We start from the raw sequence: 19,992 nt of genomic DNA on the forward strand, positions 1-19,992 counted from the left end.
TTAGCCCTCCTTCTTCTTGTTGGACGAATAGTCGCGAACCCGCGGCTTGATGAGGGACGTATCGACGTCCTCGTACGAAATTTGCGGGCCTTCTGCCGTCCAAGCCGCCTTGGTCGTCTTCAGGAACTCTTCGTCATTGCGTTCCGGGAACTCCGGCTTGTAGTGCGCGCCGCGGCTTTCGTTGCGCAGGAGCGCGCCCACGGTCATCGCTTCGGACAGCTCCAGCATGTTCCACAGCTGGCGCGTGAACGCGACGCCGGCGTTGTTCCAGCGGGCCGTGTCGTTGATGTTGATCTTCGTGTAGCGCTGCTTCAGTTCCTTGATCTTGTCGACCGTCTGCTGGAGCCGGTCGTTAAAGCGGACGACGGTCATGTTGTTCGTCATCCATTCTCCCAGTTCCTTGTGCAGGGCGTAGGCGTTTTCCGTGCCGTCCATCTTGAGGATGGATTCGTACTTGCCTGCTTGCTTCGAGCGCTCGCGCTCGAACACGGACTCGGAGATGTCGTCGGCCGATTTTTTCAAGCCTTTGACGTACTCCATCGCCTTCGGACCCGTGACCATGCCGCCGAAGATGGCGGACAGGAGCGAGTTCGCGCCGAGGCGGTTCGCGCCGTGATATTGGTAGTCGCATTCGCCGCAGGCGAACAGACCCGGAATGTTCGTCATTTGGTTGTAGTCGACCCAGAGCCCGCCCATCGAGTAGTGGACCGCCGGGAAGATCTTCATCGGAATCTTGCGCGGGTCGTCGCCCGTGAATTTCTCATAGATCTCGATGATGCCGCCGAGCTTGACGTCCAGTTCCTTCGGATCCTTGTGCGAGAGGTCGAGATAAACCATGTTCTCGCCGTCGATGCCGAGCTTCTGGTCGACGCAGACGGAGAAGATCTCGCGCGTCGCGATATCGCGGGGCACGAGGTTGCCGTACGCCGGATACTTCTCTTCGAGGAAGTACCACGGCTTGCCGTCCTTGTACGTCCAGATCCGGCCGCCTTCTCCGCGCGCGGATTCGCTCATGAGACGGTTTTTGTCGTCGCCCGGGATGGCCGTCGGGTGAATCTGGATGAACTCGCCGTTCGCGTAGTGCACGCCTTGCTGATAGACGGCGCTGGCCGCGGTCCCCGTGTTGATGACGGAGTTGGTCGTCTTGCCGAAGATGATGCCCGGGCCGCCGGTCGCCAGGATGACCGCGTCGCCGCGGAAGGTGACCGTCTCCATCGTGCGCAGGTCCTGCGCCGAGATGCCGCGGCAGACGCCTTCGTCGTCGAGAACGACGGAGGTGAACTCCCAGTGCTCGAACTTCTGCACGAGGCCGGCCACTTCCCATCGGCGAACTTGCTCGTCCAGCGCGTACAGCAGCTGCTGTCCGGTCGTCGCCCCCGCGAACGCCGTCCGGTGGTACTGCGTACCGCCGAACCGGCGGAAGTCGAGCAGACCTTCCGGCGTCCGGCTGAACATGACGCCCATCCGGTCCATCAGGTGGATGATGCCCGGCGCCGCTTCGCACATCGCTTTGACGGGCGGCTGGTTCGCCAGGAAGTCGCCCCCGTATACGGTATCGTCAAAGTGCTCCCACGGGGAGTCGCCTTCGCCTTTCGTGTTGACCGCTCCGTTGATGCCGCCCTGTGCGCAGACGGAGTGGGACCGCTTGACCGGCACGAGCGAGAACAGATCGACGCGCATGCCCGCCTCGGCCGCCTTGATGGTCGCCATCAGGCCGGCGAGGCCGCCGCCGACGACGATAATTTTTTGATTAGCCATTGCTGATTCTCCTCCCGATCAACCTAACATTCCGAGTGCGACCGCAACCGGCGCCGAAGAAGCGAACTCTTCGCCGCGGAACGCGAACAACGACAGCAGGAACAGCACGGTGACGATGACGAAAATCCCCATGCAGATGTTCGAAGACACGCGCTGCGCGCGCGGGCCGACCGTGATTCCCCAGCTGACCAGGAACGCCCACAGGCCGTTGGAGAAATGGAAGACGGCCGCGATCACGGCGATGAAGTACATGATGAAAAAGCCCGGCTGGGTCACGATTCCGTGCATGTGCTCCCCGAGCTCTTCGTATGTCGTATTGCCGAGCGTCACTTGAATGCGGGTCTGCCACACGTGCCAGAACACGAAGACGAACGTAATGACGCCGGTAATCCGCTGCAGCGCGAACGCCCAGTTCCGTCCGTACTGGTACCGGCCTGTGTTGTAGTTGGACGTGAAGGCCAAGTACAGACCGTAGATGCCGTGGAACAGGATCGGCAGCCAAATGATGAAGAGCTCGAGGAAGAAGATAAGCGGCAGCTCATGCAGGTTGTTGACGCTCTTCACGAACCCCTCCTTGCCGTGCTCGAACGCGGAATAGTTCGTCAAGGCGTGCTCAACGAAAAACAATCCGAGCGGAATGACCCCCAGAAGCGAGTGAAGCTTGCGGGCGAAATACGAGTTACCTTTCATGTCGATGTGCGTTCTCCTTTCGCATCCGTGCAATTGTCACCAATTCTACACGCTTTTTAGGTTACTCCATTTTCGCTTATAATGGAACTGCTTATTTATTATTAAAACTTATAACCAAACGACATATGCAAGGAGGAAGATTCCGATGCTCGAAGATATGAGGATGTTCGCGACGGTCGTAGAGCATACGAGCCTCAACCGCGCGGCGGAGCGGCTGAACGTGACGCAGCCCGCGCTATCCCGCCGGATCGCCCGCCTGGAGCGCGAACTCGGCGTCAGTCTGTTCCGCCGGATCGGCAAGCGACTCGAGCTGACGGCGGCCGGCCAGCTAACCTACGAATTCGCCCTCGAATTGCGCCGGTTTCACGGCGAGTATTTGCAGCGCTTGAACGCTTTCAAATCCGAGGAGGCGCCGATCGCCACGATCGGAGCCAGTCTGACGACGCTCCAGACGACGCTCCCCGAGCTCATCACGGCGATGACCGAGAAGCATCCGAATCTCGAAATCAAAGCGATCACCGGCAAATCGCACGAGATCGCCACATTCGTTAAAGAGCGCAAGGTCGACTTCGGCATCGTCGCCTCCGCCGTCGAGGACGACTCGGCGATCACGAGCGTCCCGCTGTTCGACGACACGCTCATGCTCGTCCTGCCGCGCACGCATTTTATATTGGAAAGAACGCAGCTCGCCATGAACGATCTGAACGCCCTGCCGATGATTCTGTTCGCGCCGGGCACCTGGTACCGCACGTTGACCGACGAGCTGTTCCGCCAATACGGCATCAAGCCGGACGTCCGAATGGAGATCGACTCCTTCGAGGCGATCGTTCGGCTGCTCGGGGCGAGCCGGGCCGGCACGCTGCTTCCGAAGTCCTATTTGCGGGCGCAATTGCTCGAGGACAACGAGCTTTACGTCGTACGCATCAAGGAGCTGGAGCTGATTAAACGGACGACCTCCCTCATCTACGGCGAACTCGGCTGGCTGGCGCCTTCGACCCGCTATCTCATCGAGGAGACGATCGCCTTCTTCGCGCGGGGAGCCCGTCAGAACGGCCCGGGTGGGTAATGTTTCCGGTTCCAACCGCTTTGCGGGTCATGTTATCCTCTAAAAGAGTTAAATCCGCCGAAATCTGGCGGGCTTAACCAATTCAGCCAAAACCGCAAGGTGCGGGGGACCAGATACGAATGCGCGAGACCGCGCCGGAACGCCGTTCCGCCGGAGCCGCGCTTGGGGTGAATCGTGCAATATGCTGCGCAAGCTTACATAGCGTTGACTGCCCACGTAGGGTTGATCTCCGGCCCGAACCCGACAGCTAACCTCGCCGGCACAGAGGAGGACTTCATCACGTATGCGTAACATCAAGAAAGTCGGACTGCGCGCCGCTTCGCTGGCGCTGGGCGCGGCTGTGCTGCTGCCTGCCTTCACCGCTTCCGCGGCCACCAGCTACTCGGCCAAGGAAGGCGACACGTTCTGGAAGCTGTCCAAGCAGTTCAACGTTCCGTTGGACAAGCTCATGAGCTTCAACGAAAACATCGACCCGCTGAACATTTACGAGGGCCTGAAGCTCACGATTCCGGCGCCGACGACGGCGGCGGCTCCAGCAGCCAACGCCAAGCTCACGGCAACAGCCGCGACGGTCAGCACGCCGAAGGGCGAAACGCTCTCCTATTCGAAAGTAGTAACCATGAAGGCATCCGCTTATTCGGCTTCGAACGAAGAAAACGGCTGGGGACCCGTCGACTACTTCGGCAACCCGCTGAAGCTCGGCACGATCGCCGTCGACCCGAAAGTGATTCCGCTCGGCACCAAGGTTTACATCACCGGATACGACTTTGCGGGCCTGCCCGTCGGCGGCATGGTCGCCAAGGCGACGGACGCCGGCAGCGCGATCAAAGGCGACCGCATCGACATCTTCGTGCCCGGCTCGCGCGCCGAAGTGTCGAAGTTCGGTTACCAATACGTTAAACTGTACGTCCTGGACTAAAACATTTTTTCAATTTGCGTTAGCGATACGCAAGCCCGCCCGTCCTTTGCCAACGGCTTGGACGAGGCGGGCTTTGCGTTTCCCAAGGTCCGGAATCAGTCCGGCGCCGCGGCATCCCGGCGCTCGGGCAGCCCCAGCAGCTCCGGCACGGTGACCAGTTCGTAGCCTTTCGCCCGGAGCCAATCGATGATCTGCGGCAGCGCCCGCGCCGTCCCGTACAGATTTTGCCCTTGTCCTCCGCCTGCATGGAGAAGGACGATGGAGCCGGGACGCACGGAGCGGGTCACATTGGCGAACACGCGGCTCGCGGGCAGCTGCCGCCAGTCGGACGAGTCGACGTCCCAGTTGACGACCGTATAGCCGTTTTCTTTTGCCCAGGCCAGCTGGACGGCTTCGATCTCCCCGTACGGAGGGCGGACGAACCGGGGCGCAAAGCCGACGATGCGCCGGATTTCATCTCCCGTCTTGACGATCTGCCGCTTCACGGCGGACAGCGGAAGCCGCGAAAAGCCGGGGTGATCGTAGGAGTGATTCCCGATCGCATGGCCTTCCGCGACGATTCGCCGCACGAGCGCCGGATGCTTCTTGGCCCGGCTCCCGACGATGAAAAAGGTGGCAGGCGCTTTTTTGCGTTTCAGGATGTCGAGGACGAGCGGCGTGTACCGGGGGTCGGGTACGTCGTCAAAGGTGAGGGCAATCCGCATCGACTGGCGGGAAGCCGAAAGCACGAAGACGCCCCGGTATCTACGCTGCAGTTCCGTCCAATTTCCGCCCGGCGGCCGCTTGCGGGCCTTGCGTTTCTCGCCCGCGATGGCGGGGTCGGAGGCGGGCGCGTTTCCGGCAAGCCCGGCATCCGTAGACACCTTCGCTGCAGTTTCCCGGCCGGGCTCCGCGGCATCCGCCCGCGGGTTCGGCCAGGCGGCGGAGGCGGCCGACAACAGAACGACGGCGCACCACCCGAGGGCGATCCACCGTCTAAGCTTCGCAGGTTTCTTCATCAATCATTTCCACTCCCCCTACCGGCACTTCCCTTAGCGTGAACGGTTGGGGGCGATCTCATTCTTTTTCAGGGCAGATTGGACGAAACTTTCTCGGACGGAATCGCCAGTCCCAGCCGCTTGGCCCACCAGGCGGTCGTACTGGCCTGAACGAGGATCGTGAAGGCGATCGCCATGAAGACGACCGCCGTGAGACGGTCTCCTCCCTCTATACCCCGGGCCGCGATCATGCCGGCCAACGCAGCCGGGATGACACCCGTCTCCCGGACCCAGCACATGAACAGTAGCTCCGGGCGGGTCCAGCGCGCCCTGACGTCCGGCAGCGCGGAGGCAAGCACCGCGAGCGGGCGGGCGACGAACACGAGAACGAGCACGACCGCCAGCGCCGGCCAGAAATAAGTGCCGAGGAGCGCGAACTTCACTTGGCTGCCGAGCAGCACGAAGATGAACATCCGCAGCATGACCGTCGCGTTGTCCGCGACATGCCCGAGCTCCGCCTGTTTGTCCTCCATCGGCAGCCGGAACAGATGGGAGTTGCCCCAGACGATACCTGCGGCGAACGTCGCCATCAGCCCGCTAACGTGCAGCAAATCCCCGAGCAGGTATGCGCCGATCGCCAACGCAATCATCGCGATGGCCGCATACTCCTTCAACGCGCCCCACTTGACGTGCGCGACGAGAAAGGAACCGGCCAGCGCAAAGACAAGGCCGACCGCCAGCCCGCCGAAGGCGGTCTTGACGAAGTCCAGCGCGATTCCGCCGGCGCTGAGCGGCTTGCCTTCCGTGAGGACGGCGAGCAGCGCGAACGTGAGGATCGAGCCCGTCGCGTCGTTGAAGGCCGACTCGCTCTCCACCGTTTCCCGCAGGCGCGCCTTGACCTTGACCTGGCGGAACACCGGGATGATCGTCGCCGGATCGGTGGACGAGATGACCGCCCCGATCAACAACGACGTCGTCCAATCGAGGCCGAGCGCGTAATGCGCCGCCGCCCCGCACACGGCCGCCGTCACGACGACGCCGGCGACGCTGAGCAGCGACACCGTGATCGCCACCTCGCGGAGGCCGCGGAGGCGGATATTCCGCCCGCCGTCGAACAGGATGAGCGCCGAGCCGACCGCCAGGATGAGCTGGTTCGTAAGCGAGCCGCTCGCCTCCGAAATCCAGTGCAGCCCGGTGCCAAGCAGCATGCCGGCGGCGATGAACAGCACAACGTCCGGGAGGCGCAGCCAGGCGGCCAGACGCCCCGCGATCATGCCAGTGCCAAAGACGAGCAAGAGCAAGATCAGGAGGTGGTGCACCGTCTCCATCGTAGGATTGTCCACGCCTTACATCCGCCCCTTATTGACCGATTGAATGCTGGAACGATTCGATCTGCTGATTCGTGCCGATGACGACCATCACGTCTCGTTCCGCAAGCACGTCCGTGGCCGTCGGCGCGATGATGATGCCTTTCGGTTTGTTGATCGCCACGATGCTGCAACCGTAGCGGCCCCGGGGATTCACCTCCGAGAGCGTCTTGCCTGAGAGGCAGCCCGGCACGTTCAGCTCCGCGATCGTATATTGCTTGGACAGCTCGATATAATCGAGCAGGTTCGGCGACACAAGCTGGTGGGCGAGGCGGATGCCCATGTCCCGCTCGGGGTAGATGACGCGGTCCACGCCGATCCGTTCGAGCACGCGCCCGTGCAGCCCCGAGACCGCTTTGGCCACCACCTTTTTCACGCCGAGCTCCTTGAGCAGGATGGCCGCCAAGATGCTCGCCTGGATGTCGTCGCCGATCGCGACGACGCCGCAGTCGAAGTTCCGCGCGCCGATCGAACGGAGCACGCCTTCTTCGGTCGCGTCCGCGACGACGGCGTGCGTCAGCACGCGGCTCATCTCCTCGACCTTCTCTTCGTCCCGGTCCACGCCGAGCACCTCGTAGCCGAGCTGTATGAGCTCCTGACCGATGCTGGAACCGAAGCGGCCGAGGCCGATAATGACGAACTGATTGAATTTCATGATGGATGCCCTCTCTTTTTTAGCCGATGATGATTTTGCCTTCCGCCTGCCGGTACAAGGCGCGCTCCTGCTTCGGCGCCAGCGCGTAGCCCAGCGTCAGCGGGCCGAGCCGGCCGATGAACATCATGAGAATAATGATGACTTTGCCGGTCAAGGTCAATTGGGTGGTCAGTCCCATCGACAACCCGACCGTGCCGAACGCCGACGTCACCTCGAACAGAATCATGAGAAAATGATGGTCCTCCGTCGTAGACAAGATCATCGTCGCCACGATGACGAGCGCCACCGCGAGCAGCGTCAGCGTCAACGCCTTGTTCACCCGCTCCTGCGCGAGACGGTACTTGAACATGACGACGTCCTCCCTGCCGCGGATCATCGCCCAGACGGCACCGAGCAGCGCGGCGAACGTCGTCGTCTTGATCCCGCCCCCCGTCGAGCCGGGAGAAGCCCCGATGAACATCAGGATGACGATAAAGAACTGCGTCGCCTGCCGGAGTCCAGCCAGATCGAGCGTATTGACCCCGGCCGTGCGCGGACTGACCGACTGCATAAAGGCGGACAGAATCTTCGACCCGAGCGGCAGCGGCTTCATCGTTCCCGGATTCGAATATTCGAACGCGAAGATGACGACCGCGCCGAACAGGATCAAAAAGCCGGTCATGCTGAGCACGACCTTGGAATGCAGAGAAAGGCGCTTTTTATTGCGCCAGTCCGTCAAGTCGGAGAGGACGACGAAACCGAGGCCCCCCAGGATGATCAGCAGCATCGTCACGATATTGACCAGCGGATCGTCCACGTAGTCCGTCAGGCTGCGGAATTCCCCCATCACGTCGAAGCCGGCGTTGTTAAAAAAGGAGATGGCATGGAAAACGCCGTAGTATAACGCTTTGCCAGGCGGCATGTCGAACAGGAAGCGGACGGAGAACAGCAGCGCGCCGGAAGCTTCGATCGTCAGCGCGTACAGGACGACCCTGCGCACAAGCCGGACGATGCCTTCCATATCGGATTGATTAAGCGCCTCCTGCAGGATGAGCCGCTCTTTGAGCGAGATTTTGCGCTTCAGGAAAAAGGCGAACAGCGTCGCCATCGTCATGAAGCCGAGGCCGCCGATCTGGATCAGCACCAGGATGACGCCCTGGCCGAATGTCGAGTAGTGCGTTCCGGTATCTAGCGTCACAAGCCCCGTCACGCAGGTCGCCGACGTCGACGTGAACAGGGCGTCGATGAACGGCGTGCGCTCCCCCGATGCCGCCGAAACGGGCAAAGCCAATATCTGCGCGCCGATCAGGATGATCATCGCGAACCCCAGGACGAGAAGCCGCGGAGGAGAGGCCATGAGCCATCTCAAAAATTTCGTTAGCACGTCGAACGCTCCCTTACCCAATAATGATACGGCCTTCCGCGTTGCGATAGAGCGTCCGGCCGGATCGGCTGCCCAGCGCGTAAGTGAAGGTCAGCGGGCCCAGTCGGCCGACGAACATGAGAATCGTAAGGAGGATTTGGCCAAACGGCGTCAGGTCGCCGGTCATCCCGGCCGACAGCCCGACGGTGGCGTAAGCGGACATGACTTCGAATAGAATGATCAGGAACGACTGGTTCTCCGTAATCGACAGGATCATCACCGATCCGATAACGATAACCAGCGACAGCACCGTGACAGTGATCGCCTTGTTTACTTTGGCCTGTTCCATGCGGGCGCGAAACAGCACCACGTCTTCGCGGCCCCGGATCATCGCCCACACGGCGCTCGCCAGCACGGCGAACGTCGTCGTCTTGATCCCGCCCCCGGTCGAGCCCGGCGAAGCGCCGACGAACATGAGCAGGATCATGGCGAACTGCGTGGCGTCGCGGAACGACGGAACGTCGACCGTCGTCACGCCCGCCGAGCGCGTCGTCACCGACTGCAGCAGCGCGGCGAGCAGCTTGTCGCCGAAGCCAAGCGGGCCCAGCGTATTTTCGTTCGTGTACTCGAAGATTAGGATCGTCACCGTTCCGATCACGATGAGAAACGCGGACACCCAGAGCACGATGCGCGAGTGCAGCGACAACCGGCGCCGGGTCCGGTACTCGGCCAGATCGGACAAGACGATGAAGCCGACGCCGCCGAGTACGATGAGCACGATCGACAGCAGGTTGACGTAGACGTCCCCTACATAGGGCTTCAAACTGCGAAACTCGCCGAACAGGTCGAAGCCCGCGTTGTTGAAGAACGACACGCTGTGGAACACCCCGTAATACAGGGCGCGCCCAGGACTCATGTCCGCCAGGAATCGCAGCGTGAACAGGATTGCGCCGATGCCTTCGATGCACAAAGCATAGACGAGCACCCGGCGCACCAGTCTGACGATGCCCTCAAGCGATCCGTGATTCAGCGATGCTTGCAGGATCAGCTTATCTTTGAGCGACACCTTCCGGCCGGCGAAAAGCGCGAACAGCGTGCCCGCCGTCATGAACCCGAGTCCGCCGAGCTGCACGAGGAGCAGGATGACCCCATGGCCGAATGCGGAAAAATACAGGCCGGTATCGATGCGCGCCAGCCCCGTCACGCAAGTCGCCGAAGCGGAAACGAAAAACGCCTCGAGCCAGGGCGTCGGCTCGCCGGACGCCGAGGCGTACGGCAAATGCAGCAGCACCATGCCGGCGAAAATGATGGCGGCAAAGCCGGAGGCGATGACGCGCGGCGGGGAAGCATAGAACCATCGAAACCATTTCTTAATCAAGCAAGTCACCTCGTAGCATAACCATTCCGTCGCGCAACGCCTCAGCGGATGCCGGCAAACGCCGGCAAGCGCGTTCGAACGCGCGCATCTTGCAGCCCGGACGATAGGCCGTCCGGGCGCCCTAACCTCGTACGAGCGCATAAAAAAAGACACTGGAGCTCCAATGCCTTTGCGCGCATGCGAGTCCTGTTCGTAAGCAGCCTACGAGGTTAGCTGTCGGGTTCGGGCTTGAACAGGCTGCCCTAACCGGCTTGCAGCGCGCGTGCGGCGCGCGGCGGATGCCGGAATTCACCCCATGCCTTCGGCTCGATCGATCGGTTAGCGAGCGCAAAGGCGGTCAAACATGTGGTTCCCCCGTTTTCTTGCAGAAATTCGGCTGGATAGTATGATGAAATTATGGAAAGAACATTACACCGCATTATAGTCCGTCCATGAAGGACGCACAACAGCAAAAAACGCGAAATTATACGGTAAAAGCGGATATACGAGCTTTTCGCGGCCATAGAAACGTATTTTTACGACGATTCTTCATCTTTCTCTCGCTCGGGCATCCATTCCGGCCGATAAGCGGGGAAAAACGAGGATTCGGCTTCCATGGGCCCCGTGTATGCGTTTTCTTGGTCCAAGAACCGATCGGAGGGGTCTAATTTGCTTTCTTTTCGCTGGTACGCGATTTCCGGAATTGGCTTCCTGCTCTTCCTCTTTCTCCAGGTTTTCCCGAATTCGGGTTCGCTATCGGAGCCCGGCTCGGGCCGCGTCCTGGATCGCGAAGGCACCCGCGCTCAAGCCTTGAGCTACGCTGCCGAAAAATGGGGCATCCGTCCGGATGCGGCCGATCGTGTCGAGGTCACCCATTTGTCCGACAGCGGCACGGTCGGCTACCTGTCCAAGGAACGGCTCGTCCAGACGTACGACAAGAGCTGGGACGCTCGCTTTCCGACCGATGTATACGAGGTTGACATCCGGACGTCCGGCGGCGGCGAGCGGCTCCGGCTGGCGCTGCACATGCAGACCGGCGAGCTAGTCGCCTGGACGCGGGGCGGCACCGGTGCGGGCGCGTCCGGCTTGATCGGCCGACAGGCGGCGCCGGCCGCTTCGTCGGCTGCAGCCTCGGCCGCGGAGCCGGCCACCCGGGAGCAGACGGCCGACGCGCTCGCTTGGATCGGGCAGCTCCGCTACGACGAGAGCGAGTGGGAGCCGACGGGCGACGCTGCGCCGGACGGCGCCGTCGTGCTCCAATCCCGCAAGACCGGGCTGGGCGAGGCCCGGCTGCAGCTGCTGGTCAAGCCCGAGGAGCGGCTGACGTATCGCTACGTCCTGCCCGACGCCTATACCGCGTACATGGCCGGGCAGGAGAAAATCGCCGCGAAGCTGTCCATTTTCGGATTCGTGCTGCCGATGCTGACGCTGTTCGTGCTGGCGGTCATTTACGCGGCCACCTACAGCGGTTGGACTTCGTTCCGCCGCGGCATCTTCTTGTCCAGCGCGTTTTTCCTGCTGTATGCGGGCTTTACGTTTAACCTCAAGGCGGGGTTCCGAGCGCAGGTGGCCGCCGAGACGGGGGTGACGGGCGACGGCGGCGTAATGGGACTTTTAATCGTCAACCTGGTCATCTATGCCGCCATGGCGCTGCTGACGTACTTCAGCGCGGTCGGCGGCGACGGCCTCTGGCGGTCGATGGGCTATACGCTCTGGCCGCGATGGCGCGACCCCGGCTACGGCAGCCACGTGCTGCGCAGCGTTGGGCAGGGGTACGTGCTGGCGATGATCCTGCTCGGCGCCCAGTCGGTCATTCTTGTCGTCCTGCAAGCTCTGTTAGGCTCCTTCTACTCGTCCGACGCCTCGCAGTCCATGTACAACATGGCCTATCCGTGGCTCCTGCCGCTGCTCGGCTGGTGCGCCGGCATTTCGGAGGAGCTGCAGAGCCGGCTTTTCAGCATCGGCATGTTCCGCCGCTGGTTCGTCGGCGGGGCTTCCCGCCTCCTGCGGCGAGAGCCTTCGCGCAGGACCGCAGCCACGCTCACGCTGGCGGCGATGGTCCCCGCTTCGGCGATCTGGGCGTTCGGCCACGTCGGATACGCCGTGTACCCGGTGCATACGCGGCTCATCGAGCTAACGCTCATGGGGCTGCTCTTCGGCTGGTTCATGCTGCGCTTCGGCCTGCTGACCGTCGTCTTCGCGCACGTCGTGCTGGACTCCACGCTCATGGGCGTGCAGATGTTGACCGACGGCCTGCCCGCGGACAACGGGGGCGGCATCGTCAGCTTCCTTCTGCCGGCTGTCGTCGGCATCGCCGTCTGGTGGCTGCGCAGCCGCTTCCCGGGACGCAGCGTGGCGAGGCCGCTGTAAAGGCGGCTGTCTGCGGCGGGGAGAGATGCGGATGATTTATGCATCTCCCCCCGTGCCGCCAATTTCTCTCGTGCCCGAGTTAATCGGTTTTTCTGCACATCTCCTCGCCTTTCACCCCACTTACGCCCGAGATATTCGGTATTTCCGCACAACTCCTCACCCTCCACCTCACTTTCGCCCGAGTTATTCGGTTTTTCCGTACATCTACTCGCCTTCCACCCTACGTACGCCCGAGTTAGTCGGTTTTTCTGCACATCTCCTCGCCTTTCACCCCACTTACGCCCGAGTTAATCGGTTTTTTCGCACATCTCCTCCCCGTTCCCGTCTGCGGCTCCCCATGTTTGCCCAATCAAAAAAGGGAGCCGAAGCTTTCGCTTCGCGCTCCCTTTTTGAGCCTTACATTTCGGTGCCTTGAACCTCCGCCTCGGCCCCGAGCCCTTCCGTCTCGGCCCCGAGCCCCTCGGGCTCGGCTGCGGCAGCGGCGCCCTTAGCCCCGCCTTCCTCGTCGTTCAACGCCTCGAGAATCCGCTTGGCAAGCGACTCGCCGATGGATAGCGGCTTGAAGTCGGCGACGGACGCCTCGCGGATCGCCTTGAGCGAGCCAAAGTGCTTGAGCAGCTGCTTCCGCCGCTTCTCCCCGATGCCCGGGATTGCGTCGAGACGCGAGGCAATCATCGACTTGGCCCGCTTTTCGCGGTGGAACGTGATGGCGAAGCGGTGCACCTCGTCCTGGATGCGCTGGAGAAGATAAAATTCCTGGCTGTCGCGCGGCAGCGGCACCACCTCCGGCGGATCGCCGACGAGCAGCTGCGCGGTGCGGTGCTTGTCGTCCTTGGCGAGCCCGCAGACCGGTACGTCGAGCCCGAGCTCGTTGACGAGCACGTCGACGGCCGACGCGATCTGCCCTTTGCCTCCGTCGATGACGATCAGGTCCGGCAGCGCCAATCCTTCTTTCAGGACGCGCTCGTACCGCCGGCGGATGACCTCCCGCATCGTCTCGTAATCGTCCGGCCCCTGCACCGTCCGCACGTTGTACTTGCGATACTCCTTGCGATCCGGCTTGCCGTCCGTGAAGACGACCATCGCCGACACCGGCGAGGCGCCTTGGATGTTGGAGTTGTCGAACGCCTCGATGCGGTGCGCCGACGGGATTCCGATCCACTCGGCAAGGCCCGCCGCCGCCTTTACGCTGCGCTCCTCGTCCCGGGCGATGAGCCGGAATTTCTCCTCCAGCGCGACGCGGGCGTTGCCGCAGGCCATGTTCACGAGCTGGCGCTTGGACCCGCGTTTGGGCACCGCGACCTTGATGCGCAGCCAGCTGCGCAGCGACTCGCCGATGTCGCCGCCCTCTTCGCTCGCGGCCTCCTCGCCGCCAGCCTCCTCGTCCGCCGACTCGGACAAGCTGGCGAGGATCGCCTCGACGCGCTCCGGCGTTGCCGTGCCGTCCGCATCGGCGATGGCCTCCGCGGCATCGCCTGCAGCTGCCGCCCCCGAGACCACCGTCGCGGCAGTTTTTCCATGCTCGCCCGAAGACGTCCCTGCGGCCGGTGCCGCGCTTTCCGGAGCAGCGTGCTCCGGGGCGGGCGGCAGCAGCATTTCGCGGGGCAGCGCCGGATTTTCGCTATAATATTGCGTCACGTAAGTCATGAAGTCCTCGTACGCCTCCCCGTAATACGGAAAAACGGAAACGTGGCGCTGGATCATTTTCCCCTGCCGCATATAAAGAATCTGCACGCACATCCAACCTTTGTCGACGGCGTAGCCGAACACGTCGCGGTCCATCGCGTCCGTCATCGTGATCGTCTGCTTTTCCATGAGCGATTCGATCGCGACGATCTGGTCCCGGTACTCGCGCGCCCGCTCGAACGCCAGTTCCTCGGCCGCCACCTCCATTTTGCGCTGAAGCTCGCGCTTGATTTCCCCGTGCCCCCCGTTCAGAAAACGCGTCATCTCGCCGACCATCCGCTCGTACTCGGACGGCTCGACGGGGTACTCGCAAGGCGCGACGCATTGTCCCAGATGGTAGTAGAGGCACACCTTATCCGGCAGCGTGTTGCATTTGCGCAGCGGATACAGCCGGTCGAGCAGCTTCTTCGTCTCTTGGGCGGCATAGGCGTTCGGGTATGGACCGAAGTACTTCGCCTTGTCCTTGAGGACGCGCCGGGTCACCTCGAGCTTCGGATGCTTTTCGTTCGTAATTTTTAAGTAGGGAAACGACTTATCGTCCTTCAGCAGGACATTATAACGGGGGAGGTGCTGCTTGATCAGATTGCACTCGAGGATCAGCGCCTCCATGTTGCTAGCCGTTACGATATATTCGAAATCCCGGATTTCCGAGACGAGACGCTGCGTCTTGACGTTGTGGCTGCCGATAAAGTACGAGCGAACGCGGTTTTTCAGCACTTTGGCCTTGCCCACGTAGATGATCGTGCCTTCGCCATTCTTCATCAGGTAGCAGCCCGGCCGGTCGGGCAGCAGCGCCAGCTTGTTGCGGATGCGCTCGCTGGCGCGATCGCGATCCGCCTGCGATTCGGTTTGAAGGGTATCCATAATAACATGCCTCCCGCTTGGATCGGTGAATCCCGCACCCTTCATTGTACCACACCGCGGCGGGCGGAGCTTGTCGCAAACTTGTCACCTGGATGCCTTTACAACAAATTGGGATGTTGGGTATACTAGGATTAACGATCGTGTCAGGAGGCCCCCCATGGAAAACGTTCAAGATCCACGGCAGCATATCAACGAAGAGCCGCGCGACGATCTTCACGACCTTGTCGTCGGTTTCGGCGGCATGTTAGGCTTCATGTTCATCGTGTTCCTCATCGCGGTGATCGTGAAGTACGTGATTACCTAAAATCGCTCGCCTGAGGTTCAGGAGCATCCCCATCGCCTTGCCGGCGGCTGAGGGATGTTTTTTTATGCCGCAAAAGGCCCGTTCGCGCTGCGAACGGGCCTTCTCGCTTATGGAGACAACGAAGACGATACGGTTATTTCGATGCGGTTCCGCCTTGGGAGGCGTCGCGCGCGGCGCGGCGTTCCGCCACTTCGTCGAAGCGGCGGCGCTCCGTGCGTTCGATCTGCACGATGCGTCCGTCGTGCACCACGATCTGGACATTGCCGTACTGCAGGCCGGTCACCGCATCGGTGATGCGTTCGATCCAGCTCTCGTTCAATTCCAACGGCTTCGCCATGGCCAACCACTCCTTTTTCGTAGGGTTCCTATTCCTTGTGACGGCTCCGGACCAAACGGCCCTCGATGAGTCCTTTGACGACGAGCGTGACGATGGCAAGCAGCATGAGCAGCGATGCGACGGCGAACGAGGCGGTGTACTGGTACTCGTTGTACAAAATCTCGATATGAAGCGGAAGCGTATTCGTCTCGCCCCGGATATGCCCGGAGACGACCGATACGGCGCCGAACTCGCCCATGGCCCTGGCGTTGCAGAGAATGATGCCGTAGAGCAGGCCCCACTTGATGTTCGGGAGCGTGACCTTGAAGAAGATCCGCCAGCCTTTGGCTCCGAGGCTCACCGCCGCTTCCTCGTCCTGCGTCCCCTGCGTCTCCATGAGCGGGATGAGCTCGCGGGCGACGAACGGGAATGTGACAAACATGGTGGCGAGGATGATGCCCGGCGTCGCGAACACGATCTTGTAGCCGTGGTCGATGAGCCAAGGCCCGAGCAGCCCTTGGGCGCCGAACAGCAGAATGTAGACCAGGCCGGAGATAACCGGCGACACCGCGAACGGCAGGTCGATCAGCGTGATGAGCAAGTTTTTGCCGCGAAAACGGAATTTGGTGATCGCCCAGGCGGCAGCGGCGCCGAACAGCGTGTTGAGCGGAACGGCGATGAGCGCGGTGAGGAGCGTCAGCCTTAGTGCGGACAGCGCATCCGGCTCGGAGATGGCGGAAACGTAAGCTTCCCACCCTTTGCGGAACGCCTGCGCGATGACCGTGATCATCGGCAGCACGACGACGAGTCCCACGAACAGCAGCGCGATCGTGATTAAGGTGATGCGGACGGCCCGCGATTCGTTCAAATGCTTCGGGCGCTGCTCTGCGGACAGCTCGGTGACGGTCGTAACGGCTCCAGCCATCGCGATCCCTCCTTTAGGCCGACCGCAGACGGCGGTTGGTCCACCGTTGCAGCGAGTTGATGAGCAGCAGCAGCGCGAACGAGATGAGCAGCAGGACAAGCGCGATCGCGGTCGCTTGGCTGTATTCGTATTGTTCGAGCTTCGTAATGATGAGCAGCGGCGTAATCTCGGTCTTCATCGGCATGTTGCCGGAGATGAAGACGACGGACCCGTACTCCCCGATCCCGCGGGAGAACGCGAGCGCGAATCCCGTGAGCAGCGGCGGAACGAGCTCGGGCAGCAGCACCTTGCGGAACGTCCGCCAGCGGTAGGCGCCCAGCAGGACGGCCGCCTCCTCCGTGTCCTTCTCCAGCTCCTGGAGCACCGGCTGCACCGTCCGCACGACAAACGGCAGGCCGATGAACACGAGCGCCACCGAAATGCCGAGCGGCGTGTACGCGACCTTGATGCCGAGCGGCTCGAGCAGCGAGCCGATCCAGCCGTTCGGCGCATAGATCGCCGTCAGCGCGATGCCGGCGACCGCCGTCGGCAGGGCGAACGGCAGATCGATCAGGCCGTCGACGATCTTTTTGCCGGGGAACCGGTACCGCACAAGCACCCAGGCGACCAAGAGGCCGAACACGACGTTGACCAAGGCGGCGAAAAACGCGGTGAGCAGGCTCACTCTGTAGGAGGCGAGCACGCGTGCGCTCGTCACCGTGTCCCAGAACTGCGGCAGCGTCAAGCCCGCCGTCTTGACGACGAGCCCCGCCAGCGGGATGAGCACGATCAAACTCAGGTACAGCACGGTAAAACCCAGCGTGAACCGAAATCCCGGCAGCACTTGTCTGCGATTGCGGATAGTAGCCATGATAGTCGCCCGTCCCCCGTCGTCCGATTAAGAGCCTTTGGTGTAGATCTGATCGAACGTGCCGCCGTCCGCGAAATGCTTCGCCTGCGCGACCTTCCAGCCGCCGAAGTCCGCGTCGATCGTCAGCAGGTTCAGCTCGGGGAACTGATCCTTGTACTTGTCGGCCACTTCCTGCAGGCGGGGACGGTAAAAGTTCTGCGCCGCGATTTCTTGGCCTTCCGGCGTGTACAGGTACTTCAGATACGCTTCGGCTACTTCGCGGGTGCCCTTCTTGTCGACAACCTTGTCGACGACGGCGACCGGCGGCTCGGCCAGGATGCTGAGCGAAGGGGTGACGATCTCGAACGCGTCGCCGTACTCCTTCTTGGCGAGATAGGCTTCATTCTCCCAAGCAAGCAGCACGTCGCCGATCTTGCGCTCGACGAACGTGGTCGTGGCACCGCGGGCGCCGGTATCGAGCACCGGGACGTTGTCGAACAGCTGCTTCATGAATTCCTTGACCTTGGCTTCGTCGCCGTTGTTCTGCTTTAGCGCGTAGCCCCAGGCCGCCAAATAGTTCCAGCGTGCGCCGCCCGACGTCTTCGGGTTCGGCGTGATGACCTGTACGCCCTTCTTGATCAGATCGTCCCAGTCCTTGATGCCTTTCGGATTGCCTTTGCGAACGAGGAATACGATCGTCGATGTGTACGGCGAGCTGTTGGATTCGAATGCGTTTTGCCAGTCGGACTTCAGCAGGCCTTTGTCGGCGAGCGCGTCGATGTCGTAAGCAAGCGCCAGCGTGACGACGTCGGCATCGAGTCCGTCGAGGACTTGCCGGCTCTGTGCGCCGGAACCGCCGTGGGACTGGTTGATCTTGACCGTCTGGCCGGTCTCCTGCTTCCAATGCTCGGCGAAGCTCTTGTTGAAGGCGGCGTACAGCTCGCGCGTCGGATCGTAGGACACGTTAAGCAGTTCCACCGACTTCGGCACTTTGCCGCCCGCGCTCGGGCTCGCTCCCTGACTGCCGCTCGGGCTGGCGCTTCCTTCGTTGTTTTTGCCACCGCCGCAAGCGGACAAAACGGACACGATCAAGGCCACGACGACGAGCAAGCGAATGGACTTCAGATTACGCATGGGGTACGCTCCTTCTCCGGTGTTCCGGTAGTAAGTTTTAGATTATTCCTACCCGTTTAGTTGGTATTGATGGAATCATAGCAGTCGGGTAGGTTTAGTGTCAATAAGTTCCTCTTCAACAATATATAAAAAAAATTGATAATTGGGCACTCCAAATAAAAAAGCGCTATACCCCGGAAAGGGCATAACGCTGCAGTATAATTTATGAAGTTATGCTAAAAGCGGCGTTGCTTTGTATCCTGAATCAAGCTCATTCACACTGAGATAATCGAATTTTGCTGGTATCTCCTGCCGGATCGGGCCTGCTCACGCTGCGTTAACCGCATTCTGTGGGTATCTCCCCCGAATCGCACCTGTACACGCCGAGTTAACCGCTTTTTTCGCTTATCTCCCGTGGGCTCGCGCCCACGCACACCAAGATAACCGCCTTCACCGGTTGTCTCTCCCCCCGTACGCCGGTCCTCGCCGCTCGGCGCCTAGCCCCGCTGGTTGCGGCCCCGCACGTGCACGACGTCCACGAACGGCCGGATGCGATCCATGAGCCGCTGGCCCTTGTGCATCTCTTCGCCTTCCTTGTGCGTGAAGCTGAAGTGGCGCTCCAGCGCCTCCAAGTCGTGATTCGACGTGTAGAAGGTCGGCTTGCGGTTCATCCGGGCGTTCAGGATGGCGCCGAGCACATGATCGCGGACCCAGGGGCTGAGGTTCTCCGCCCCGATGTCGTCGAAGACGAGCAGGTCTGCCTCCTTCATGAGCGCGAGCGTCTCCTTCAGCTTCTGCGGCTCCATCATGAGCGCCTTGGCGTCCTCGACGAATTCCGGCATGTAGACGATGACGCCGGACAGCCCTTCCTTGGCCAGCTCGTGCAGCAGGAAAGCCGCCATATACGTTTTGCCCGTGCCGAAGCTCCCCATCAGGTACAGCCCTTTTTTCTGGAGGCCGTTCGTCTGCGTATCGTAAACGTATTGGTGCAGCTGATTGACCGCGCGGCGGCGCTCGGGATCCAGCTCGACCATTTCGAGCGGATCGTAGCCGTCCTCGAAAAAGTCGACGTCCAAATAAAAGCTCGTCACCCGCTTGCGCAGCTGGCGCTCCTGCTCGTACGCGGTCCATTTGCCGCAGGCGGTCTTATGGTCGTACACCTGCCAGCGTCCGTTCACTTCCGCGCAGGTGATCCGGGTAAAATGCCCCTGCATATCGTTCGGGCATCGCTCCAGTCCCGGGCATTCGCGGCAGTTGCGATACTCGGTCGAGCATTGGTGGAGACGGTTCAGGTTGGCCCGCAGGGCGGCGTCGTCCAAGCCGGGATACCGTTCCCGCAGCTTGGCCACGAGCGGATCGCGCAACACGCGCTCCGCCGTCCGCTCCGCGTCCTGCATCGCAGCGGAGGCGCCCCTCCAGCGTTGCAGCGCTTCTGCCATGGATTCCATCCGCTT

The 19,992-nt window shown here is 61.6% G+C and carries 17 protein-coding genes and 2 riboswitches; of the genes, 4 read left to right on the forward strand and 13 right to left on the reverse strand.

The genetic code is table 11. The features are described from left to right. Entirely contained in the window at positions 1-1,758 is a 1,758-nt protein-coding gene (sdhA, locus tag LKX83_RS16055; protein ID WP_227883301.1) for a succinate dehydrogenase flavoprotein subunit, read from the reverse strand. 18 nt (positions 1,759-1,776) lie between these two features. Further along, positions 1,777-2,448 carry a succinate dehydrogenase cytochrome b558 subunit gene (locus LKX83_RS16060; protein WP_227883302.1) on the reverse strand — a complete coding sequence of 224 codons (672 nt, stop codon included), beginning with the start codon at positions 2,446-2,448 and terminating at the stop codon, positions 1,777-1,779. Between the two features lie 145 nt (positions 2,449-2,593). On the opposite strand from LKX83_RS16060, the gene LKX83_RS16065 reads away from it, so the two are divergent. Together LKX83_RS16065 and LKX83_RS16070 are read left to right on the forward strand one after the other, a co-directional pair. Further along, the gene (locus LKX83_RS16065) at positions 2,594-3,514 is read left to right on the forward strand and encodes a LysR family transcriptional regulator (RefSeq protein ID WP_227883303.1); all 921 of its coding nucleotides are present in this window, start codon (positions 2,594-2,596) and stop codon (positions 3,512-3,514) included. A gap of 74 nt (positions 3,515-3,588) precedes the next feature. Beyond that, a riboswitch (cyclic di-AMP (ydaO/yuaA leader) is annotated at positions 3,589-3,791 on the forward strand. A gap of 6 nt (positions 3,792-3,797) precedes the next feature. Continuing rightward, entirely contained in the window at positions 3,798-4,433 is a 636-nt protein-coding gene (locus LKX83_RS16070; protein WP_227883304.1) for a 3D domain-containing protein, read from the forward strand. Positions 4,434-4,528: 95 nt separating this feature from the next. On the opposite strand, the gene LKX83_RS16075 is transcribed toward LKX83_RS16070, so the two are convergent. The 5 genes from LKX83_RS16075 to LKX83_RS16095 form a co-directional block, all read right to left on the reverse strand. Then, positions 4,529-5,431, reverse strand: coding sequence for a polysaccharide deacetylase family protein (locus LKX83_RS16075; RefSeq protein WP_227883305.1), 903 nt, complete (start codon positions 5,429-5,431; stop codon positions 4,529-4,531). Between the two features lie 68 nt (positions 5,432-5,499). After that, positions 5,500-6,753 (reverse strand): cation:proton antiporter, encoded by a 1,254-nt coding sequence (locus tag LKX83_RS16080; RefSeq protein ID WP_227883306.1) that lies wholly within the window; start codon positions 6,751-6,753, stop codon positions 5,500-5,502. A gap of 16 nt (positions 6,754-6,769) precedes the next feature. Continuing rightward, positions 6,770-7,432: a potassium channel family protein gene (locus LKX83_RS16085; protein ID WP_227883307.1), complete on the reverse strand. Its 663-nt coding sequence runs from the start codon at positions 7,430-7,432 to the stop codon at positions 6,770-6,772. Positions 7,433-7,451: 19 nt separating this feature from the next. Continuing rightward, positions 7,452-8,768 (reverse strand): TrkH family potassium uptake protein, encoded by a 1,317-nt coding sequence (locus tag LKX83_RS16090; RefSeq protein WP_227883383.1) that lies wholly within the window; start codon positions 8,766-8,768, stop codon positions 7,452-7,454. Positions 8,769-8,808: 40 nt separating this feature from the next. Further along, positions 8,809-10,149 carry a TrkH family potassium uptake protein gene (locus LKX83_RS16095; protein WP_227883384.1) on the reverse strand — a complete coding sequence of 447 codons (1,341 nt, stop codon included), beginning with the start codon at positions 10,147-10,149 and terminating at the stop codon, positions 8,809-8,811. Positions 10,150-10,334: 185 nt separating this feature from the next. Beyond that, positions 10,335-10,540: riboswitch (cyclic di-AMP (ydaO/yuaA leader) on the reverse strand. 260 nt (positions 10,541-10,800) lie between these two features. On the opposite strand from LKX83_RS16095, the gene LKX83_RS16100 reads away from it, so the two are divergent. Continuing rightward, positions 10,801-12,501, forward strand: a complete 1,701-nt coding sequence (locus LKX83_RS16100; RefSeq protein ID WP_227883308.1) for a CPBP family intramembrane glutamic endopeptidase — start codon at positions 10,801-10,803, stop codon at positions 12,499-12,501. A 396-nt stretch (positions 12,502-12,897) separates the two neighbouring features. On the opposite strand, the gene uvrC is transcribed toward LKX83_RS16100, so the two are convergent. Beyond that, entirely contained in the window at positions 12,898-15,051 is a 2,154-nt protein-coding gene (gene uvrC, locus LKX83_RS16105; protein WP_227883309.1) for an excinuclease ABC subunit UvrC, read from the reverse strand. Between the two features lie 157 nt (positions 15,052-15,208). On the opposite strand from uvrC, the gene LKX83_RS16110 reads away from it, so the two are divergent. Continuing rightward, on the forward strand, positions 15,209-15,355 hold the full coding sequence (locus LKX83_RS16110; protein ID WP_227883310.1) for a YqzM family protein: 147 nt from the start codon (positions 15,209-15,211) through the stop codon (positions 15,353-15,355). A 133-nt stretch (positions 15,356-15,488) separates the two neighbouring features. Here LKX83_RS16110 and LKX83_RS16115 read toward each other — a convergent pair whose 3' ends face one another. From LKX83_RS16115 to LKX83_RS16135, 5 genes are all read right to left on the reverse strand, one after another. Continuing rightward, on the reverse strand, positions 15,489-15,692 hold the full coding sequence (locus LKX83_RS16115; RefSeq protein WP_227883311.1) for a YezD family protein: 204 nt from the start codon (positions 15,690-15,692) through the stop codon (positions 15,489-15,491). 28 nt (positions 15,693-15,720) lie between these two features. Further along, the gene (gene cysW / locus LKX83_RS16120) at positions 15,721-16,596 is read right to left on the reverse strand and encodes a sulfate ABC transporter permease subunit CysW (protein WP_227883312.1); all 876 of its coding nucleotides are present in this window, start codon (positions 16,594-16,596) and stop codon (positions 15,721-15,723) included. A 13-nt stretch (positions 16,597-16,609) separates the two neighbouring features. Then, positions 16,610-17,446, reverse strand: coding sequence for a sulfate ABC transporter permease subunit CysT (cysT, locus tag LKX83_RS16125; RefSeq protein WP_227883313.1), 837 nt, complete (start codon positions 17,444-17,446; stop codon positions 16,610-16,612). 27 nt (positions 17,447-17,473) lie between these two features. Then, a complete protein-coding gene (locus LKX83_RS16130; RefSeq protein WP_227883314.1) occupies positions 17,474-18,559 on the reverse strand; it encodes a sulfate ABC transporter substrate-binding protein in 1,086 nt (361 codons plus the stop codon). Positions 18,560-19,035: 476 nt separating this feature from the next. Beyond that, positions 19,036-19,986, reverse strand: coding sequence for an ATP-binding protein (locus LKX83_RS16135; RefSeq protein ID WP_227883315.1), 951 nt, complete (start codon positions 19,984-19,986; stop codon positions 19,036-19,038). Positions 19,987-19,992 lie beyond the last annotated feature (6 nt).

This window comes from Cohnella baijiui (assembly GCF_020731285.1).
Classification (GTDB): Bacteria; Bacillota; Bacilli; order Paenibacillales; family Paenibacillaceae; genus Cohnella.